Source organism: Allorhodopirellula heiligendammensis, assembly GCF_007860105.1.
Taxonomy (GTDB): Bacteria; Planctomycetota; Planctomycetia; order Pirellulales; family Pirellulaceae; genus Rhodopirellula; species Rhodopirellula heiligendammensis.
This window is the reverse complement of record NZ_SJPU01000003.1, coordinates 496,263-513,487: the sequence shown is the minus strand read 5'-3', so window position 1 is coordinate 513,487 and position 17,225 is coordinate 496,263. Positions and strand designations below refer to the sequence as shown.

Here is a 17,225-nt window from a genome sequence, read left to right as displayed (position 1 = left end):
GCCGTTGCCGCGAGGGCCAACGGGCAATCTCAAACCTGTGCAAACTCGGTTCGTTGCCACTGTTTGTAGGCGATTACCAACGTCGCTCCCGCGACCGCCCATAGACTCGACAGAACGGCGGGGTGGTGCAGAATTACACGCACCTCATTCATCGCTGCCGCAGACGGCCCGATGCCTGAATCAACAACGATCAGACAGACGAGGCCGGATGCAATGAGACCAATACAGCCAATGATCGCTACTTGAGCGACGCCGCGGTGAACGGTCACCCACAGAATGACGCCGGTGGCTAGTATCGTCTGAGCCGCCATTGCGGTGCAACCACGCAACACGCTGGAGATCCCTGGCACGCCAGACAGAACGCATATCTGCACGTTTGCGATGACGAGCGCGAGGAGCATCAAAACGCCCATTTGTGTCAGGACACTCGTGAACACAGCGCGTATCCACTGCTCGCGATCCACGGGATGCAGAAGATCTCTCGCGAGCGTCTCACGCCTCCCATAGCACTGCATCGCGAGCAGCATCATCGGCATCAAGACGAGCATGAGCAGGGAGTAGTGCAGCGTGATCTGCATCACGCCAGCCGACGGTGGATCACGAAAAAATGCACCAGCCCAAGTAAACAATGCCAGCACAATCATCATGGCACCGATCTTGGCGGGCGGTTGCCCAAGCTGCCATAATCGCGGCAGTGCCCATTGAGCTTGGTCACGCAGCTGAATCGACACCGCGTCGAGACGGCGGTCCCAATTCGCAAAATACCTCGTCTCGCGACGGCTTTCCTTGCGTTTTGACGCCGTACTGGTCATCCGTTCGCTGAGTTCGCGAAGCGTCATCGCCGGAGCAATGGCGTGCTCCATCCAATCGCGATGTTGATGGCGGAAGAGCATCATCGAAACAGCCATGATGATGATCGAAAATGCGAGCATTAAGCTAGCCACCAAGCCGTATGTACCAATCAAAAAACGATCTGCTGCCGCCGCGAACGCTATTGAAAAATAGCTGCCAAGCATCGGGAGATAGACGATACCTAACACCAGCATGACCGGCAGAAAATACGCCCAGCGTCGCCCGGACAATGCGACGACATTCCACAGCGCATGCGCAACGACAACAGCAGCAACCCCGCTGCTCAGGGCTGCCAACCCGGAAAGCAAATTAATATTGTGCTGAGTCAGTGTCGACGCGAACACGCACGTTGCGGTTGTAACTGCGCCACAGAAAAGACCGATATGGCGGGATGCAAATCGGGGTATCAGCAGCGCGGCTGGCCCAGAAAACTGGCTGGTCAGTTGAAAAGTTAATATCATTGTGGCGAACATCAGCATGGCCGCTGCGACTTTGAGCCTGTCGATTTTTGCGTTGTCAAAGGTGGCAGGGCGGACCCGCGTTTGCGACATCGCCTGAGCCACCACGGCCAACTGCTCACGCTGAGCCTGACTTTGATTCGCACCAATCCACAGCCGCCGCAATGTTCGATTGTTTGCAAAAACTTCGCTGACATTGTCTTTCAAGATTGAATCGCATGCAGGGTCGGGCATCTGACTGCCTGCCAAGTAACCGATGCCGGGTAGGTATTGAGGATGGAGTATCAGCGTGCGAAGTGCGGGCAATGTGTTCAGGTCGGCGAGCACCTCTCTGCGATAAGGGCTGGCGGCGGGAGTGTCGGACATGGAAAGGGGTCCGGGGGCAACGCACACCGCGCTCAGATTTGCTAGGTTCCGAAATGGCTGCAGCGAAGCCGGTAGATCAAGCGTATGAAGGGAGATCCACTGCAGTGACTCGATCTGCGATAACAGGGCGATATGTTCGTTGGTCACCGTTATGTCGAGCACCTCCACGGCTGATAACAGCGGCAACGCAGTGAACGTCTGTGGGTTAACCTGGGTCAGCTGATTCATGCCAAACTTGATCGTTGTCAAGTTGGGAAACTGTGACAATGCGTGCTGCAGTTCGCTGAACGGACGCAGCTCAGACAGTCCAGTCGCTGGGTCGATCATTCGCATGCTTAGGACCGACTCCATACGTGTGAAATCCATCGCCGTAATCTCTGGATGGATCGAGCCATCTTCCGACCACTCAATGAATGCTTCGGCATCGTGAAACGCATGATGATCGGTTGCGTCAAAGGGCGTCGAATACGCATCTCGAAGCCGTATCGAGCGGGACGAAGGCAGCAGCGGCAAAAATCCCACCGTCATCACGAGGATTCCAATCCACATCAACGGACGCATCAGATAAGTCTTGGAAATCACGAACAACTGATGCATGCCGGTTCTATTGAGCATCGTGAAGCTCCAGGAAAATATCCTCCAGATTGAGGTCTTCGATCTCGACCGTGGCGTGAAAGCGTTTGCGGACTTGGTCGACGAATTCGTTATCAATCTCAGCCACCGCGACGATCGCCGATTGACCGATGACCTCGGTCCGCAGCGATCCTGGCAAGCTGAAATCGGCTGGCAGGTCAGTCGGCGAATGCACACGAATGCGTTTGACGCTGTCCTTCAGTTCATCCAATTCACCAAAATAGTCAATCACGCCGTCACCCATGATTGCCACATGCGATGCAATCCGTTCCAAATCGGAGGTGATGTGCGTTGAGAACAGAATACTGTGCTCGCTGTCTTCGGAAACCTCCAACAGTGACCGCAACAGGCTACGGCGACCGGCCGGGTCCAGGCTGGCAGCAGGCTCGTCGAGCACATAGAGATCAGGCCGGTGCCCCATGCCGAGGATCAAACCGAGACGTTGTAACTGCCCGGTCGACAACGTCCGAATAGATGCTGACCTATCAAGGTCCCACTGATCCACCAGCTCGTCGCACCACGCGTGATCCCATTTTGGATAAAACGCGGCTGTATACTGGATCACCTGCGCGACCTTCATCCAAGGATAAAGATGGACAACTTGCGGCACATATCCAATCCGGGCTTTTGCCGCAGCAGACAGAGTCCAGGGATCCTCTCCGAGCACGGTAGCACTCCCTGCGGTAATCTTCAGTAACCCCAGCAGACATTTGATGAGTGTGCTCTTGCCCGCACCATTGGTCCCAAGCAGACCCACGACGGCTCCGCGAGGAACCGCCAAATCAACGCCCCGAAGCACTTCACTTCTGCCGAAACTCTTTCGCAAACCTGTGGTTCGAATCATCTCGTTATTCACGCGACATCTCCTTAATGGCCTTGTTGACAACGGACAAGATCTGTTCGTCGGAGAGCCCGAGTTGCCGAGCGCGATGCAGCGTTGGAGCGACCAATGCGAGAAAATCCGTCTTGCGTTCAGTCGCCGATTTGGCAACGGGCACCGCCGCGACGCGCATCCCTCGACCGCGCACCCGTTCCACCACGCCATCAGCCTCCAGCCGCGAGTAGGCTTTCGAGACGGTCATCATGTTGACTTCGAGCTCCCGCGACAATTCACGAGTGCTCGGCAACATGTCTCCCGACTGCACCGTGCCGCATGCGATCAGAGCGTGCACTTGGTCAATGATCTGCCGAAAAATCGGCACACCCGACGAAGTGGCTACGCGGAACAACTGAGGCTGCAGTGACATAGTGCATCACTATATGCATACACTACTTTGAAAGTCAACCTCGAACACGGCATGGGATCGCCGGCGAGGTTGCTCGCCAGATGTTCGACTGCAAAGCGGTCACTCTGACCAGATGCACATCACGGCGTCCTGTGCATCGTCGTGCTGCCTTCAGCTGCCCTATTGAAATGTGCAGGCAAACACGTAGATGAAGGAGGCGTTCTCGAGATTAAAATCGTTGTCCGAAGCGATCAGCAACGTTTTTCGACCATCACTCAAGTCAGGACCGAAGGTGAGCCCTTCCAGCTTTTCAGGCATGCGAACTCCGCCGATCCCGTAGCGCGGGTCCAACATATCGAGATAGGTCGTTTTGCGGACCGGATGAATGTCTTCGGGCATGTCAGATGGTGGTAGTCGATCGAGGCCGCTGATGTCGGTCGCGCCCGCTAGATCGATGCGTTTGATGTGTTTGCATACCGCTTCTTCACCAGCTTTATAATCGCGTTCGATGACCAGGAACTCGGTCGCAGAAATCGCTAGGATTTCGCTGAGAACATTGTCGGGATGATCGAGACGATAGACGAACTGACTGGTTTGGCCAGATTCCAAATCAATTTGTAGCATGCGGCAGTATTGGCCATGCGGAGCACCGGTTTCGTCTCGCTGCCCATCTTGCAACATCACGTTCTGCATGACACAGGTAATCGTGCTCCCATCGGGAGAAATTGCCAGTCCCTCGAGCCCCTTATTCGAGGCGCGTCCACTTTCGTTGTTGAGATTCTCCTCGTTCTTCGTACCAGCCGGCTTTGCGATGCAAAACGCAGACGGCACCGGAATGGAATCGATCGACTTTCCCTCGTGATTGAAGCGTAAAATCTTGGGACCATACTCTTCACACACCAAGAATTGGTCGGTCCCTACCATGCGAAGCCCTTCGGGGTCCAGGCGGTGGCCGAACTCTGTAGACTCAGTGATCGCGGTGGCGTCGCCAACGAAGCAGCACCCTCTGCAGTCAACCAATCGATCTGAGCCGAGGAGCTGTAGCCGGACGGGTTCTTTGGAGAGCGGGTCGATGTGAATGCTGATCCGGTGAACTCGACATTGATAAGCCGTCGCCCCATCGTCGGGACCGCGATCGGCCATCGCCAAGTATTGATCGTCGTGGCCGAGGTACTCGATCGCCGAAATGCCGCCCATCCGGTTGTGAGGTTCGCCGTTTTCAAGGTGCCCAGTAAGACCAGAGCGGTCTGGCATCGTCGCTGGAAACTCGCCGACGCCAATCAACTCGGGCGATTGTGCGTTCGTGCCGTGAGTCGTCCCGAAAACGCACCACAGGATCATGGGGACAAGCGTGAAACGTTGCATGGTTGGCTTTGCACAGAATCGGAGATGAGAGAGAAGGTGATATCGTTTCTGAAAACCTTGTCGGTAAACTCGGTTGATAGAAATTGGGCGAGAGCTTAGGGAACGATTATGAGGAATTCGAGTCCAGGTCATTAAGATTGCGTGAATCTTTCCGCTGTGGCACGTCTTTGGGCGCGTTCTGATGGTGCACGGCTTCACGCTTCCTCGACGGAGCAATCGCGGCGCACTTGGCTGATCCCCCGCACGGGAACTGGTAGACTGAGCTGCGATTTTATTCTTGATTCGAGTACCGCAACCAAGGAGTTCGCTGATGAGAGCTAAACCGAAGCCCCAGTCGAGACGCCGTTGTATGATCGCTGCCGCCGTTTCGATCTGCATGGCGGTCAGCAGTGGGGCGTCTTTTCCGCTCCCTGCCGCTGAGGCAGACTCAGCCGCATTTCGTGCCGGGGCAGCCAAGGTGGAGATAAAAACTCCTTTGGGGATGCCAATCGTCGGCAATTGGGATTCCCCGCCCGCGACGAATATTCATGACGAACTGTATGTTCGCTGTTTATTACTGGACGATGGCCACACGCGAATCGCATTCGCAATCTGTGATAATGTCGGTATTCCACGCGAAGTATTCGATGCGGCGCGCAAGCTGATTGATGCAGAGACTGATGTCGATGCAAAAAACGTTCTCATGTCTGCCACACACACGCACAGCGGCGTGTCGGCGCGAGATTTTCGAATGGTTGATGGCGCGCAGATCCTCAGCGCCTACCAACAGCTCGTAGCACGGCGGATTGCCGACGCTGTGGCCACAGCAGAGCAGCGTTTGCAGCCGGCTCAAATTGGTTGGGGTAGCGCGGCAGTACCCTCAGAAGTGCACAATCGGCGGTGGTACGTGGATGACGAGAAGTTGCTCTCCAATCCATTTGGTGGCGTCGACCAGGTCCGCATGAATCCGCCACGTGGCAATGACGCGCTTGTGAAACCGGCGGGGCCAACGGATCCTGAAGTGTCCTTCATCAGTGTGCAGACTCGCGACGGCCAGCCTCTGGCATTACTTGCGAATTACTCGCTGCATTACGTGGGTGGGGTGCCGACTGGCGACATTTCCGCGGACTATTTTGCGGCGTTTTCCGAACGCATTGGCGGGCTACTCGGCGTCGCCGACGCCGATTCGGATTTTGTTGGCATCATGACCAATGGAACCAGTGGCGACATCAACAATATTCCTTTTCGCGAGAAAAATCTGCCGCCGAAGAAAGCCTACGAGCGGATCGACGAGGTATCGAAACTCGTCGCTGAGGAAGTCGCTTCGGCATCCCGATCGGTCGCATACCACAATCAAATTTCGCTAGCCGCCGCGAACGCGGAGCTAAAGTTGGCGATGCGGAAACCTGATCCGGAAATGCTACGTTACTTTGCCAGTCTTGCCGGCGCCGAAGGTGACTCAGCGAGCACCCATCGTTTCGCCAAGATCTATGCCAGTCGTGTATCGCGTTTACAGGAAGGGCCTGACGAAGTATCCATTCTACTACAAGCATTTCGCATTGGCGATCTCGGTGTGATGTCGATTCCCTTTGAAGTATTCGCCGAAACAGGGCTGGACCTCAAAAAGCGAAGCCCGTTCGACGACTCGTTTACGATCGAACTTGCCAACGGTAGCTACGGGTACTTGCCCACGCCCGCCCAGCACAAGCTCGGCGGCTACGAGACCTGGATGGGAACCAATCGCGTTCAGTTGGATGCCTCAGAAAAGATCTCAGACGTATTGCTGTCGCTCTCCAAACAAATCCAGTCGCCATGAAGTTCAAACGATTTCTTTCCGCTCTCTTGGTTGTCGCCGGTGGCACGCTGTCCGTCCTGCTTTCATCGTTGGGGACAGCATCGCTGGGAATAGGGCAAGAGCTTCCCCGCCAATCCACGACGTCGCCGGGCGACCACACAACCCTGGCCACCTTACGCCAGTTTCGTGTGCGAACCGGAAAGACCATCAGCCTCGCTGCTGCCGAACCAGATGTCGTCGATCCCGTTTCGGCGGCGTGGGGCAGTGATGGAAAACTATGGGTGGTAGAGATGCCGGACTATCCCCATCCGCGGCCGGATCAAACGGAGTTGCATGGTCGCATTCGAGTCCTCAGCAACCGGGATAGCAGCGGTCGATTTCAAAACATGAAGACCTTCGCAGATGGACTCAATTTTGCCACTGGAGTCCTTCCCTGGCGTGATGGGGCAATCGTCACGACGGCTGGTGAAATCCTATTTCTCAGGGATACCGATGGTGATGGCCGATCTGACGAGCAGAACGTTTGGTTTTCAGGGTTTACAATCGACAATGAACAACTTCGTGCCAACCATCCAACCCTCGGCTCCGATGGCTTGGTCTATGTCGCCGGTGGACTTCGCGGTGGTCAGATCACAGCGATCGCGGATCGTTTCGATGCGAGGTCGACCCCGGTCAGTTTGCAGAATCGCGATTTTTACTTCGATCCGCACGGCGACGATTGGGGCGTCGTATCCGGTAAAAGCCAATTCGGACTGACCATCGACGATTTCAACCGTCGCATCGGTTGCAGCAATCGCAATCCAGCAATCGAATCAACCATTTCGGCCGACTTAATCGATCGAGTCCCTTTCCTGAATGCGGCCGATGGGATCGCCGATGTCGGTCTCGCTGGCTTCGAGTCGTCAGTTTCTCCGATCAGCGATGCGTGGACGACCAGCAACCTCCATGCTGGGCAATTCAGCGCCGCCTGCGGCGTTTGCGCGCCAGGTTGGATGGCCGATTCGGACGGGGAATGGTTACTGGTTTGCGAACCGACCGGATCATTAGTGCAGCGACAACTTCTGCACCAGGCCGACGGGAGCTGGCGTAGCGAGCGAGAAGATCAACCCACCGAATGGTTGGCCTGCGCCGATGACTGGTTTCGGCCTGTCGATGTGGTGCCCGATTTCAATGGTGCTGCGCTAGTCGTTGACATGTCTCGGGCGGTCATCGAGCATCCGCATTGGGCGCCTCCCGAGCTCAAGAATCGGCTTGACACTTGGTACGGCAACGACCTGGGGCGGATTTGGTTGATTCATGAGGGCGAAACGGCCCCACCGATCACCTCAGTTGACAGCGACGGCGCGGCCCTCGCGGCAATCATTGCAGATGATCCGCTGACACGGATGCTGGCGTCGTCGTATTGGTACGCGAACTACACGCCGCTTTCCTTGCCCCCCGAGGATGTACTTGAGGCCCTCGCGGTAAAATTGATTGATCACTCAACCCCGCCCGCCGGCGTGGCACGGATTGCCCTGATACTCAATCGATGGGGCAGACTCACATCAAATCAACTTGATCTCCTGCGTGCGCACAGTCATGCGCGAGTCCGTGAGCTCGCCGCCGGAACACGAGAGCACAATCGTCCTGCTGGCCCACCACGACAGAGCGTCCGTCAATTGACACCAGCGTTAGCTGATTCTTCACCACAGGTGCGACAATCCGCGCTGCAATCCATTGCCGTTCGGAGTAGCGATACCGACGCAAGTGATGTCGATATCGCAGCGATGATCAAGTTGGCCGCGCGAGATGGAAATCTGCCTCGCATGCAGAAGCTGCTGGTCTCCCTGTCGCCGCCTGATTCATTCAATCTACTCCGCGCCAGCCTCACCGAGACGTCCGATGTACCCGTTGCGGTCAGGGAGGGGTGGATGCTGCGCGCCGCAACATGGGCACCATCGCGTAGCGCGACATTACTGGCTAATTGGATCAACGTGCGAGATCGTATCATCGAGCAGAGTTCCGATGCCGAAGTGGCGATGCGTCTTGCGACCGCATGGAAAACCGGAGCCGCCTCGAAGAAGTTAAGGAAGACGGGCCCCGATCCGTGGACAGCGGATCGTCTGCGACAATCGCGGGCGCAGCTTGATGCGATCGATCCAGTAGCGGTTTCGCTCGCGGTCGGTGAATCGTATTCTTTAGCAGCGCGTCTTGATGCCATCGCGTGGTGCCGGACCCTGACTCCACTGCCCACCGAAATTCGACATTTGGTACAGCCCGCCACTCCTCCCCAGCTACGAGCTGCCGCCTACCGTATCCTGATGCAGCTCGATACGGATTGGTGCGAGCATTACATTACCGACCACGCCAACGAGATTCCGCCTGCCGATCGAACGGCCATCGTCTCTGCCGCTCAACAGCAAATTGTTACAGCGATGTGGTTGCTCACCAAGATCGAAACAGAAGAGCTTCCTCGAACCTTTGTCGATCCAGCTGCGATGGATTGGTTTCGGAATCACGGCAACTCCGAAATTTCTGCACTCGGAAAGCGGATATTTGCTCCGGCGGGAGACGTGGCAGCGGCGATGCAGGAGTACGCACCTGCATTACAGCAGGTTGCGACTGCCGACGTTGTTTCGGGCAAGGCATTATTCGCCGAGCACTGCGCAAGTTGCCACCGGATCGACGGTGTCGGACACACCGTTGGCCCAGACATCAGCGATAGCCGAACGAAAACGCCCGCGGCATTGCTTACGGCGATCTTGGATCCCAACGCCGGCATTGACGCATCCTATGTGACCTACCTTGTGCTAACCGTTGACGGTGAAACCATCACTGGACTGCTCGCTGGTGAGTCAAGAGATGCTGTCACCCTGCAGTTGGCGGGCGGGCACACGCGACGGATTGATCGGGACGACATTGAGATCTTTCAACCGTCGGAGATTTCACTCATGCCCAGTGGGCTTCAGCGAGTTCTTAGCGTCGACCAGATGGGCAATCTTCTCGGCTACCTGAAACGATGGCGCTACGTCGCATCAGCGACAGCGAATGAATTGACCGAGTAGCTTCCATTGCCCGCGCATAAACTCGGGGCGATCCAAAGGTATTCGCAGCGCTCAATCTACCGACGTTCGCGTGTTGAGGGCGTGAGTCGAGATGCTCAAGCGGCCAGCCTAGCGGTACCGCCCGGTACCTGACGTCACACGGATCACCTTGGCGTCGACAGCGTCGATGCCACCACATGCCGCCCAGATATGCGGAGCATCCGGAAATGGGAGTGATCCGCCAACGTTGGAGCCGAGATTAAATCGCGGGGTCGCTGATGCCGTTTGCTGCAAAACCTTTGGCGCGTAGCAGACACGCGTCACAGTGACCGCAGGGCTGACCATCGCTGTTATTGGATTGCACAGGATCGTAGCACGAAAGTGTGTGTGAGTAGTCGACGCCCAGACGCAATCCCTCGGCGATGATCTGTGCCTTCGTCAGGTCGATCAGTGGCGTGTGAATGCGTAGTTTTCTCGAGCCTCCGTGGGATTCTGCAGCACCGCTCTCGGCGCCTACTCCTGCCTTCGTGGCTAACCTCGCCATCACCTCAAAGGCGGCAATGAACGATGGTCGGCAGTCCGGGTACCCGCTGTAATCGAGTGCATTGACACCGATAAAGATATCCGTGGACTGACATGTCTCGGCGACCGCCAACGCGTAGGACAGAAAAATCGTGTTGCGCGCCGGTACGTACGTTACGGGGATATCGGCGGCGATATCCTCAACGCGGTCAGACTTAGGAACGGCAATGCTCGTATCGACGAGGGCGGAGCCACCGAGCTGAGCCAGATCAATGTCGATGATGCGGTGCGATACCGCTCCCATGGACGAAGCCAATGTCGAGGCGCGCTCAAGTTCGCTCACGTTTCGCTGACCGTAACGAAAACTGATCGCGTGTACTTGAAACCCGCGCTCAAGGGCAATCGCTAGGCAGGTAGAGCTGTCCAGTCCGCCAGAGAGCAAGACAACGGCGGCTGAGTCGGGGTCAGGATTTGCTTGCGTATCATCCAACATGATGAGAGCCTTTCCAAAGTTTGCGTCCAATCAAGGGTGTATAGTTGGTCCAGTTTCCGTCGGCAGCAACGTCTTGCTCGATGACAGACGTGAACGTCGCGAGTTTCGCGTCGAGGTTGTCGATGTGATGTAGAGCGACCGCCTCAAGCGTGACCGGGATTTTTGGGCTGCCATACTCCTGGCTGCCGTGATGGCTGACCACGAGATGCTCCAGATGCTGCCGCAGCACGATCGGAAAACTCTCACCACTCTCCTGCTCGACTTGCCGGATTTTTCCATCCAATTGCTGGATGCCAATCACGATGTGACCAAGCAATTGCCCTCGGTCGGTATAGCTGATCTCACCACCGGACTTCAACTCGTCGATCTTCCCCAGATCGTGCAAGAACGCGCCCATCATCAACATTTCGGTGTCGATTTCGGGATACCGGGGTCCGATCAGTCGAGCCAATTCCATCATATTGAGCGTGTGGTGCAACAATCCGCCGGGATAGGCGTGATGATTGGAAACCGCGGCAGCCGAAACACGAAATCGATCAATGAAACCGACATCGTCGAGGTAGCAATTCGCCAGCCGGGATAGGAACGGCTGAGACAACGTCGCGAGCAACTCACGCACCCGCGTGAGATGCTCGTCGGCTCGCCGGGCATCAAAGCGTTCGAAATCATCTACGGCGACCTCATGTGCGTCCATGCGTTCGATCTGCGTCACGATTACCTGGAGTGCCCCATTATGAATCTGGGTGCGACCATGGCAGAAGATGTAGTCGCCGCGGTCGAACTGATCAAACACCGCTTCGTCTGCATTCCACATCATCCCGGCAATCGTGCCGCTACGATCGGATAGTTTTAACAGGATGTATTTGCCGCCTTGGCGATTGACTCGCAGCTGCTTGTCGGCGGCCTGAAACGCTTGGGTCAGCGTCATCGAGTCAGCGAGTTCGTTGATGGGGATACGCAAAGGAATCAGAGGGGCTGAAGGGAGGACGGAAGGAGACGCCGCTGGCCAAGAGCCTACCAGGGAACCAGCGATGCGGTGAAGGTAGCAAGCTCGACTCCGCGGGCGGTTGCGAATCCCCATGCGGGTGCGACTTGGTCTGCTGCTGTGGGTTGTCCATCGGCGAGCGTTGTCGTGACATTCACGAGAGGCTGGATTCGGGTATCAACACAAAACTCCATCGCCTGCTGGCAATGCTGCGAAACGAGGTCCCGCGAAGTTGGCGTGATCAATCCATGCGTTGTTAACGGCATATTTTTTGCAGAATAACTGTGTAAAAATCCGAGGTAGGTACTCGGGGCAGCCACAAAGCCACCTACCGGGGGTTAGAATACGCATATGAACGAAGCGTCAGCCTCCTCTGTCGAAAATTCCGATACCGCGTCCAACACGGGCGGCTCCACCGCGGGCGGTCTGAGCTCACGTGGCTCGGCTGGTTCATCGGAAAATTCGCTCGCCAAAAGCCAGTGGATCAAGATCTCTAGCAGCGTCCATCTGAGTCGATCGCAGCAAACTTGGACCGGTGCGGGAAGCGCCGCCGGATATGTCCTGCGGTACCTCGTCCCGATGCGGCGACTGATGATCGATGTCGTCGGAAACGACGCCGAGGCCGATCGCGCCCTCGCCATTTTGGTAACACATTTGGTCAGGGCTGGGTTCAACGGCCACGATCGCGGCCGACTCCGTGACTTCCTCGTCCGTGGGATTCGCTCGGCCGCCAAAGCTCGGTACGACGAAGCGGTCCAAAAAATTGACAAGGACAAACTGGCCAGCACCGAGAGTGCTGGCGTGCCCACCCCGCCGAAGCTCGAAATCGCAAAATTAGAGTCACCCCAGTGGCTTGGCTATTGGCGTGACGGCATTCTCCAACGCAGTTGGCGCTCTCTAGAGAGGTACCAGCACACACGCCGTTATGAAGCCGCCGGGGCGACGGATTCTACTGAGACACAAGGGCCCCGCGGTGACTACGTTCACGATATACTCCGAATTGCGATGGCGCATCCCAAGGACAGCCCGAAAGCTTGGACGTCTCGACTGACGCCAGTCGCCGGTCGAAACATCGAGCCGTCGGAGGTGCAATCACAGCTGGAACTGGCGAGAATTCGCTTTGCCCAGCACGTTGCTGACGAAGTTGCCCAAACGTTGGAGATCCCTGAAGCGACCAAAATCGAAGCGGAGATCAAAACACTCGGACTTGGTAAAGCGTTCATGGGCGTGAAAGTCGAAGGCTAAGTGGCACTGCCCCTAGCTGGACGCCATTGTCAATGGCGGAGCAAATATGCAACGACTCGACCTCACCCACGCGTCCCTCCCCGCACCGATTCCGGAGCGGGGGGGAGCGTCAGACACTGGTTACTCGTCATCCTCTGCGGGTTCGTCCTCAGCGGTTTCCTCGTCGTCCTTGTCCTCCTGGACTTCTTCGCCGAGCGCCTCACCAATGAACTTGCTCAGGCCGGGCCCGCGAAGCTCCCTGGCAGTCGCCATAATTTTACCGGTGTCACCGTCGACGAGTAATACAAAGGGAATGCCGCTGACATCGTGCTGGTTCCCGATTGAGGTGTCCCAGCCCTTGCCCTCGTAAACCTGGGCCCACGGCAACTCGCGTTCTTCCAAAAACTCCTTGAGAACATCCTCTTTGTTAGGCTGATCGAAACTGATCCCCAAGATTTCGAACCCCTTGTCATGCCAGTCGGCGTAGGCGGTCTTCATGTTAGGGATCTCGCCGATGCAGGGGCCACACCATGTCGCCCAAAAATCCAACATCACCAGTTTGCCGGCGTAGTCGCCGGGAAAATTGACTTCGGTGCCATCCAACGTCGTGGCGGTGAATTCGAGCGCCGGCTGACCGATACGAAGGTCTGGCGGCATGGGCAACTGTTCCAATTCCTCGTCACTGGTTTGCAGGCGCAGTTGACCGTCCTCGACTTTAAACTCGTACGATGTGCCGGTGAAATTGAACGGTTGGCCAATCTGCACTGTTTCAAAATTTCGGCTAATCTTGCCATTGTCATCTCGATCGATTGGCAACCGAGCGTTGTCACTGAGTGCACCGGCAACAAAGGTCGAGAAGGGTTTGTCGTCAAGTTGAAACTCAAACTCATAACCAAAGTCGCCGTAGTAGAAAACGATATCGGCTAAACTCTTCCGTCGTGGGTCGGTGGGGTCGAAGCGATAGAGATCCACTGCCGCCATCCGTCCGTCGCCCAAGTCGATCTCAGCCGAACCGCGGTAGAGTTTGTAGGGGCCACTGGGAGTAGCTTTCCAGTCGATTGCCGGATCATTGGTAAGGTCGCCATCAGCATTCGCGTCGACAAATAGCCGTGGTTCCACCGGCGTGCCAGACTCCGCTTGCTGGTCGGGATCGGCATCCTTCCCGGCAGCTGACGTTTCAGCAGCATCGCCCTTAACGTCCTCGGCGCCGGGCTCAGCACCCTCAGCCTCACCTTCGTCATCTGCGTCGTCGGTCGCAGGAGGCTGGGGTTCGTCGAGAAGAATCGAGTATTCCTTGTCGCCGAATTTCAACTTCCCATATCGTGGGTTGACCAGTTCCTCGGGCTGCTGCTCGATGCCTTCCGCCTCGTCACTCAGCTTGGCACTGATCGGCCGGTACCCGCCCACCTTTTGCGTCACACCACTGCCGAGGAATTTTTCCTGTACCTCGACCTGCTCAGCGGCGACCGAGCGATTCGCCACGCCCGTCCCGGCGAGCAATGCGACGATTATGGCAAGGGAACCCTTGACGAAACAAATCTGACTCATGGTTGGTTGTCCTTCATGCGAGACTTCGTGGAATGAGACACTGACCTTATTCTAACGAAACAATGTCATCCTCGCGGCCAGCCGGCGAATTAAATTCTCAGATGCTTGCGTGCTCGACCCCCAAGACGCATGCGGTCGGGTCATTCCTGCCCGACCGCATGCACATCCGGAACCGCAGAACTCACCTTACGAGATCGAATCCAATACGTCACGCAGCGCTTTGCCCGTCATCCGCAAATCGACATCGGCACTTCCGGTGATGCGCAACCCATCACTCGCCCTGCCGGTCAACGGTACAGCGACGGTCTGATCGTTTTCTGATGGATCAACTGCCATCGCGTCTCGGTAGCGGTCGACCAAATCGGTCTCGCTCAGTTTAAACTCGAGAACAAGATCGAGATCACCATCGCCATCAACATCTCGGAAGCTGCTCTTGTGAACCGCTGCTGAAGCCCATGAGATCGTTGTCACATCAACGAGACCGGCATCGAGCTCATCGGTTGAGTGCACCACCAACGTCACTGTCTTATTGCCTTTATCCCAAGCGTTAAGATTAATTCGCTTCTGCGGTCCCTCAACGTCGGCGACATAGATGGATTGTTCAACTGCTCCAACGTCTACTGCATCGCCTTGACGACGTGCAGCGCCGCGTTGATCGATGTGCAAGGAGTCGCTGATCGAATCATTACCGGCATCCACCAACGGGCTGCCGGGTAGGGGCGCATGTGTCAACGTGGAGCCACCGTTCGCTTGCAGAGGTCCGAGCATTGGATCCAGTGGCGCCGTTAAGGTTCCAATCTGGTCTTGGCCACCGCCAACCACATTCACCTGCCACGCCTCGGCGAAGAAATTGCCATTGAGCGACGTAAGCACGCCTGCCATGTTCCGAGATGGAGCTGTATTGGGGCTCCCGATCGGATCACCCGACGTGTTGTTGGCAATCACCGAATTACCGATCTGCATTTGTCGGGTCGTTGACGTGATCCCTCCACTATTTGCGCCGTAGTTGTCGACGATGGTGACGTGTAGAAGCGTCGTCACGTCTGGTCCGCCGGTTGAGACAAGCCCACCGGTCAAAACGCCATTGTTGCCAGAGATCGTCGTGTTGCTAATTTCGCCAAACGAGGCTTGCAGATAGACTCCACCGGCGTTCCCTCCATCATTGCCAGTGATCGTCGTCCCCGAGATATGAAATTCGCCGTTACCATGAAATAGGCCTGCAGATCCCGCACCAATCCCAGGCCCCTCGCGAAGCGCAACGTTGTCCGCGATCGTTGAGTCCGTAACGGCTAGGCTCAAGGGACCTTCCAGCGATGCGTATCCACTGAACGCATGCAGTCCAGCGGTACCTCGAGCCGTGTTGCCACTAATCATCACCTCGTCAATCGTGGTTCTGATGGGCCCGAACAAGGCAATTCCGCCGCCATGTCGATTGACATCTGGCGCGATCTGATTTCCAGTGACCACTGTGTTCGAAATCGTCACGTTTGAGAGAAACTCCCGATTAAACGGATAGTTGTATGCCCAAACCTCGATCCCCCCGCCGTTGCCACGCGTCTCATTGTCGCTGACTCGTGAATTCGAAATCACGATTGCCGCCGCAGTCGCCGGTGTGATGTGAATGCCTCCACCACCGACATTGGTCGTCGATACGATACTTCCATTCCCGGTCACTGTCGCTTCGTTAATCGCAACGCCGTCAGCCCCGTCGATACGAATCCCGCCTTCAGCGTTCCCGGTGACTAAAACCTCCGAAATGGTGGGCGCGGGCGAGTCGATGAACCAAGTGCCGACAACACTGTTTCCAATCAGTTGGCTTGTCTCAATGCTGAGAGAGTCACTCCTACTTACCCACAGGCCTGAATCCAGATTGTTTGTAAACTGAGCTCCGGAAATAGCAACTCCAGTACTTTCAATGACAGCGGCCCCCGATCGTCCGTTATCTTGAAACGTACCACCTTCGATCGTGACCGACGGATTGTTAGTGACGACAATTCCATTCATGACATTGCTGGATGCATCGATGTCACGCAGGAGCACGTTGCCCGTCGAGTTGCGCATATAGATGCCTTGCGCATTATTGTTGCGAGAAACGGTATTCTCCACGGTGAGGTTACCCGGGTAGCCAATCACCGCTCCACTGGAGTCTCTCAGTTCGGCAGACCATAGCCCTTGGTAGTTGTCCTCGAGCAGACTGTCGCGTACCGTCAGGTCGCCTTGTTGATGAACGATTCCACTGTTCCAAACCGAACCAGTCACCCGCACATTTTCTACGGTGACATCCCCGTCAATGACGCGGATGCCTGCGCTGTTCGGATTGTCAACGCTGAGGTCTTTGATCGTCAGTTCGATGGCTGCATCTGCGAGTATCCCCGCCCCATTTCCCGCCGTCAGTCGCACGTCCTCTCGATCACCCGTGGCACCTCGGATCGTGATCGCCGAACGGTCATTGCCCTTGTCTAAGAACGTCACGGTTTCATCGTACGGCGCACCTGTCACACGCGGGGCAACAATGATTTCATCCGCTTCGGAGTTCTGCATCGCCGCTGCAACACCTTCGCTAATGGTGGCAAAGGGTGAGTCGATCGAACCGTCGCCCGGCGCAGGCGCACCGGTGTATCCGGAAACATAGAACGTGGTCAGCATCGCCCGAGATTCCAGGGCCTCCGCGACCATCAACCGGCGACGGGAACGCTGAGATGCTTTCCGAACGCGCTTGCTAAATTGAAACGTCATTTGAAACTGCCTTGATTCAG

At 56.4% G+C, this 17,225-nt stretch carries 12 protein-coding genes; 3 read left to right on the top strand and 9 right to left on the bottom strand.

Annotated features, from left to right (window positions below; translation table 11 throughout):
- Positions 1–29: 29 nt before the first annotated feature.
- The 4 genes from Poly21_RS21905 to Poly21_RS21890 all read right to left on the bottom strand — a co-directional run bounded on the left by Poly21_RS21905 (position 30) and on the right by Poly21_RS21890 (position 4,900).
- On the bottom strand, positions 30–2,291 hold the full coding sequence (locus Poly21_RS21905) for a leucine-rich repeat domain-containing protein (protein ID WP_146409179.1): 2,262 nt from the start codon (positions 2,289–2,291) through the stop codon (positions 30–32).
- Positions 2,281–3,153, bottom strand: a complete 873-nt coding sequence (locus Poly21_RS21900; RefSeq protein WP_146409178.1) for an ABC transporter ATP-binding protein — start codon at positions 3,151–3,153, stop codon at positions 2,281–2,283. The genes Poly21_RS21905 and Poly21_RS21900 overlap by 11 nt, the downstream gene beginning before the upstream one ends.
- A 4-nt stretch (positions 3,154–3,157) precedes the next feature.
- Positions 3,158–3,556 (bottom strand): GntR family transcriptional regulator, encoded by a 399-nt coding sequence (locus Poly21_RS21895; protein WP_146409177.1) that lies wholly within the window; start codon positions 3,554–3,556, stop codon positions 3,158–3,160.
- A 159-nt stretch (positions 3,557–3,715) separates the two neighbouring features.
- Positions 3,716–4,900, bottom strand: a complete 1,185-nt coding sequence (locus Poly21_RS21890) for an esterase-like activity of phytase family protein (protein WP_302120116.1) — start codon at positions 4,898–4,900, stop codon at positions 3,716–3,718.
- 310 nt (positions 4,901–5,210) lie between these two features.
- Here Poly21_RS21890 and Poly21_RS21885 point away from each other — a divergent pair, with 310 nt between their 5' ends.
- Complete coding sequence (locus Poly21_RS21885) at positions 5,211–6,695, top strand: hypothetical protein (RefSeq protein WP_302120114.1); 1,485 nt, start codon at positions 5,211–5,213, stop codon at positions 6,693–6,695.
- Positions 6,692–9,718 (top strand): PVC-type heme-binding CxxCH protein, encoded by a 3,027-nt coding sequence (locus Poly21_RS21880; protein WP_146409175.1) that lies wholly within the window; start codon positions 6,692–6,694, stop codon positions 9,716–9,718. Before Poly21_RS21885 ends, Poly21_RS21880 begins: the two co-directional genes overlap by 4 nt.
- Positions 9,719–9,956: 238 nt before the next feature.
- Here Poly21_RS21880 and queC read toward each other — a convergent pair whose 3' ends face one another.
- The 3 genes from queC to Poly21_RS21865 are packed head-to-tail and all read right to left on the bottom strand — an operon-like array spanning position 9,957 to position 11,963.
- Positions 9,957–10,712 (bottom strand): 7-cyano-7-deazaguanine synthase QueC, encoded by a 756-nt coding sequence (gene queC / locus Poly21_RS21875; RefSeq protein WP_146409174.1) that lies wholly within the window; start codon positions 10,710–10,712, stop codon positions 9,957–9,959.
- Positions 10,702–11,673, bottom strand: a complete 972-nt coding sequence (locus tag Poly21_RS21870) for a 3'-5' exoribonuclease YhaM family protein (RefSeq protein WP_146409173.1) — start codon at positions 11,671–11,673, stop codon at positions 10,702–10,704. The genes queC and Poly21_RS21870 overlap by 11 nt, the downstream gene beginning before the upstream one ends.
- Before the next feature lie 53 nt (positions 11,674–11,726).
- Positions 11,727–11,963: a hypothetical protein gene (locus tag Poly21_RS21865; protein WP_146409172.1), complete on the bottom strand. Its 237-nt coding sequence runs from the start codon at positions 11,961–11,963 to the stop codon at positions 11,727–11,729.
- Between the two features lie 85 nt (positions 11,964–12,048).
- Here Poly21_RS21865 and Poly21_RS21860 point away from each other — a divergent pair, with 85 nt between their 5' ends.
- Positions 12,049–12,942, top strand: coding sequence for a hypothetical protein (locus Poly21_RS21860; protein ID WP_146409171.1), 894 nt, complete (start codon positions 12,049–12,051; stop codon positions 12,940–12,942).
- A gap of 120 nt (positions 12,943–13,062) precedes the next feature.
- On the opposite strand, the gene Poly21_RS21855 is transcribed toward Poly21_RS21860, so the two are convergent.
- Both Poly21_RS21855 and Poly21_RS21850 read right to left on the bottom strand, forming a co-directional pair.
- Positions 13,063–14,469, bottom strand: a complete 1,407-nt coding sequence (locus Poly21_RS21855; protein ID WP_146409170.1) for a TlpA family protein disulfide reductase — start codon at positions 14,467–14,469, stop codon at positions 13,063–13,065.
- A gap of 186 nt (positions 14,470–14,655) precedes the next feature.
- Complete coding sequence (locus Poly21_RS21850) at positions 14,656–17,205, bottom strand: right-handed parallel beta-helix repeat-containing protein (protein WP_146409169.1); 2,550 nt, start codon at positions 17,203–17,205, stop codon at positions 14,656–14,658.
- Positions 17,206–17,225: the final 20 nt, after the last annotated feature.

What these genes read in the sequence shown, in the direction of transcription:
- Poly21_RS21905 (WP_146409179.1), bottom strand. Translation starts at nt 2,291, where the DNA reads ATGCTCAATAGAACCGGCATGCATCAGTTGTTCGTGATTTCCAAGACT.
- Poly21_RS21900 (WP_146409178.1), bottom strand. Translation starts at nt 3,153, where the DNA reads ATGATTCGAACCACAGGTTTGCGAAAGAGTTTCGGCAGAAGTGAAGTG.
- Poly21_RS21895 (WP_146409177.1), bottom strand. Translation starts at nt 3,556, where the DNA reads ATGTCACTGCAGCCTCAGTTGTTCCGCGTAGCCACTTCGTCGGGTGTG.
- Poly21_RS21890 (WP_302120116.1), bottom strand. Translation starts at nt 4,900, where the DNA reads ATGCAACGTTTCACGCTTGTCCCCATGATCCTGTGGTGCGTTTTCGGG.
- Poly21_RS21885 (WP_302120114.1), top strand. Translation starts at nt 5,211, where the DNA reads ATGAGAGCTAAACCGAAGCCCCAGTCGAGACGCCGTTGTATGATCGCT.
- Poly21_RS21880 (WP_146409175.1), top strand. Translation starts at nt 6,692, where the DNA reads ATGAAGTTCAAACGATTTCTTTCCGCTCTCTTGGTTGTCGCCGGTGGC.
- queC (WP_146409174.1), bottom strand. Translation starts at nt 10,712, where the DNA reads ATGTTGGATGATACGCAAGCAAATCCTGACCCCGACTCAGCCGCCGTT.
- Poly21_RS21865 (WP_146409172.1), bottom strand. Translation starts at nt 11,963, where the DNA reads ATGCCGTTAACAACGCATGGATTGATCACGCCAACTTCGCGGGACCTC.
- Poly21_RS21860 (WP_146409171.1), top strand. Translation starts at nt 12,049, where the DNA reads ATGAACGAAGCGTCAGCCTCCTCTGTCGAAAATTCCGATACCGCGTCC.
- Poly21_RS21855 (WP_146409170.1), bottom strand. Translation starts at nt 14,469, where the DNA reads ATGAGTCAGATTTGTTTCGTCAAGGGTTCCCTTGCCATAATCGTCGCA.
- Poly21_RS21850 (WP_146409169.1), bottom strand. Translation starts at nt 17,205, where the DNA reads ATGACGTTTCAATTTAGCAAGCGCGTTCGGAAAGCATCTCAGCGTTCC.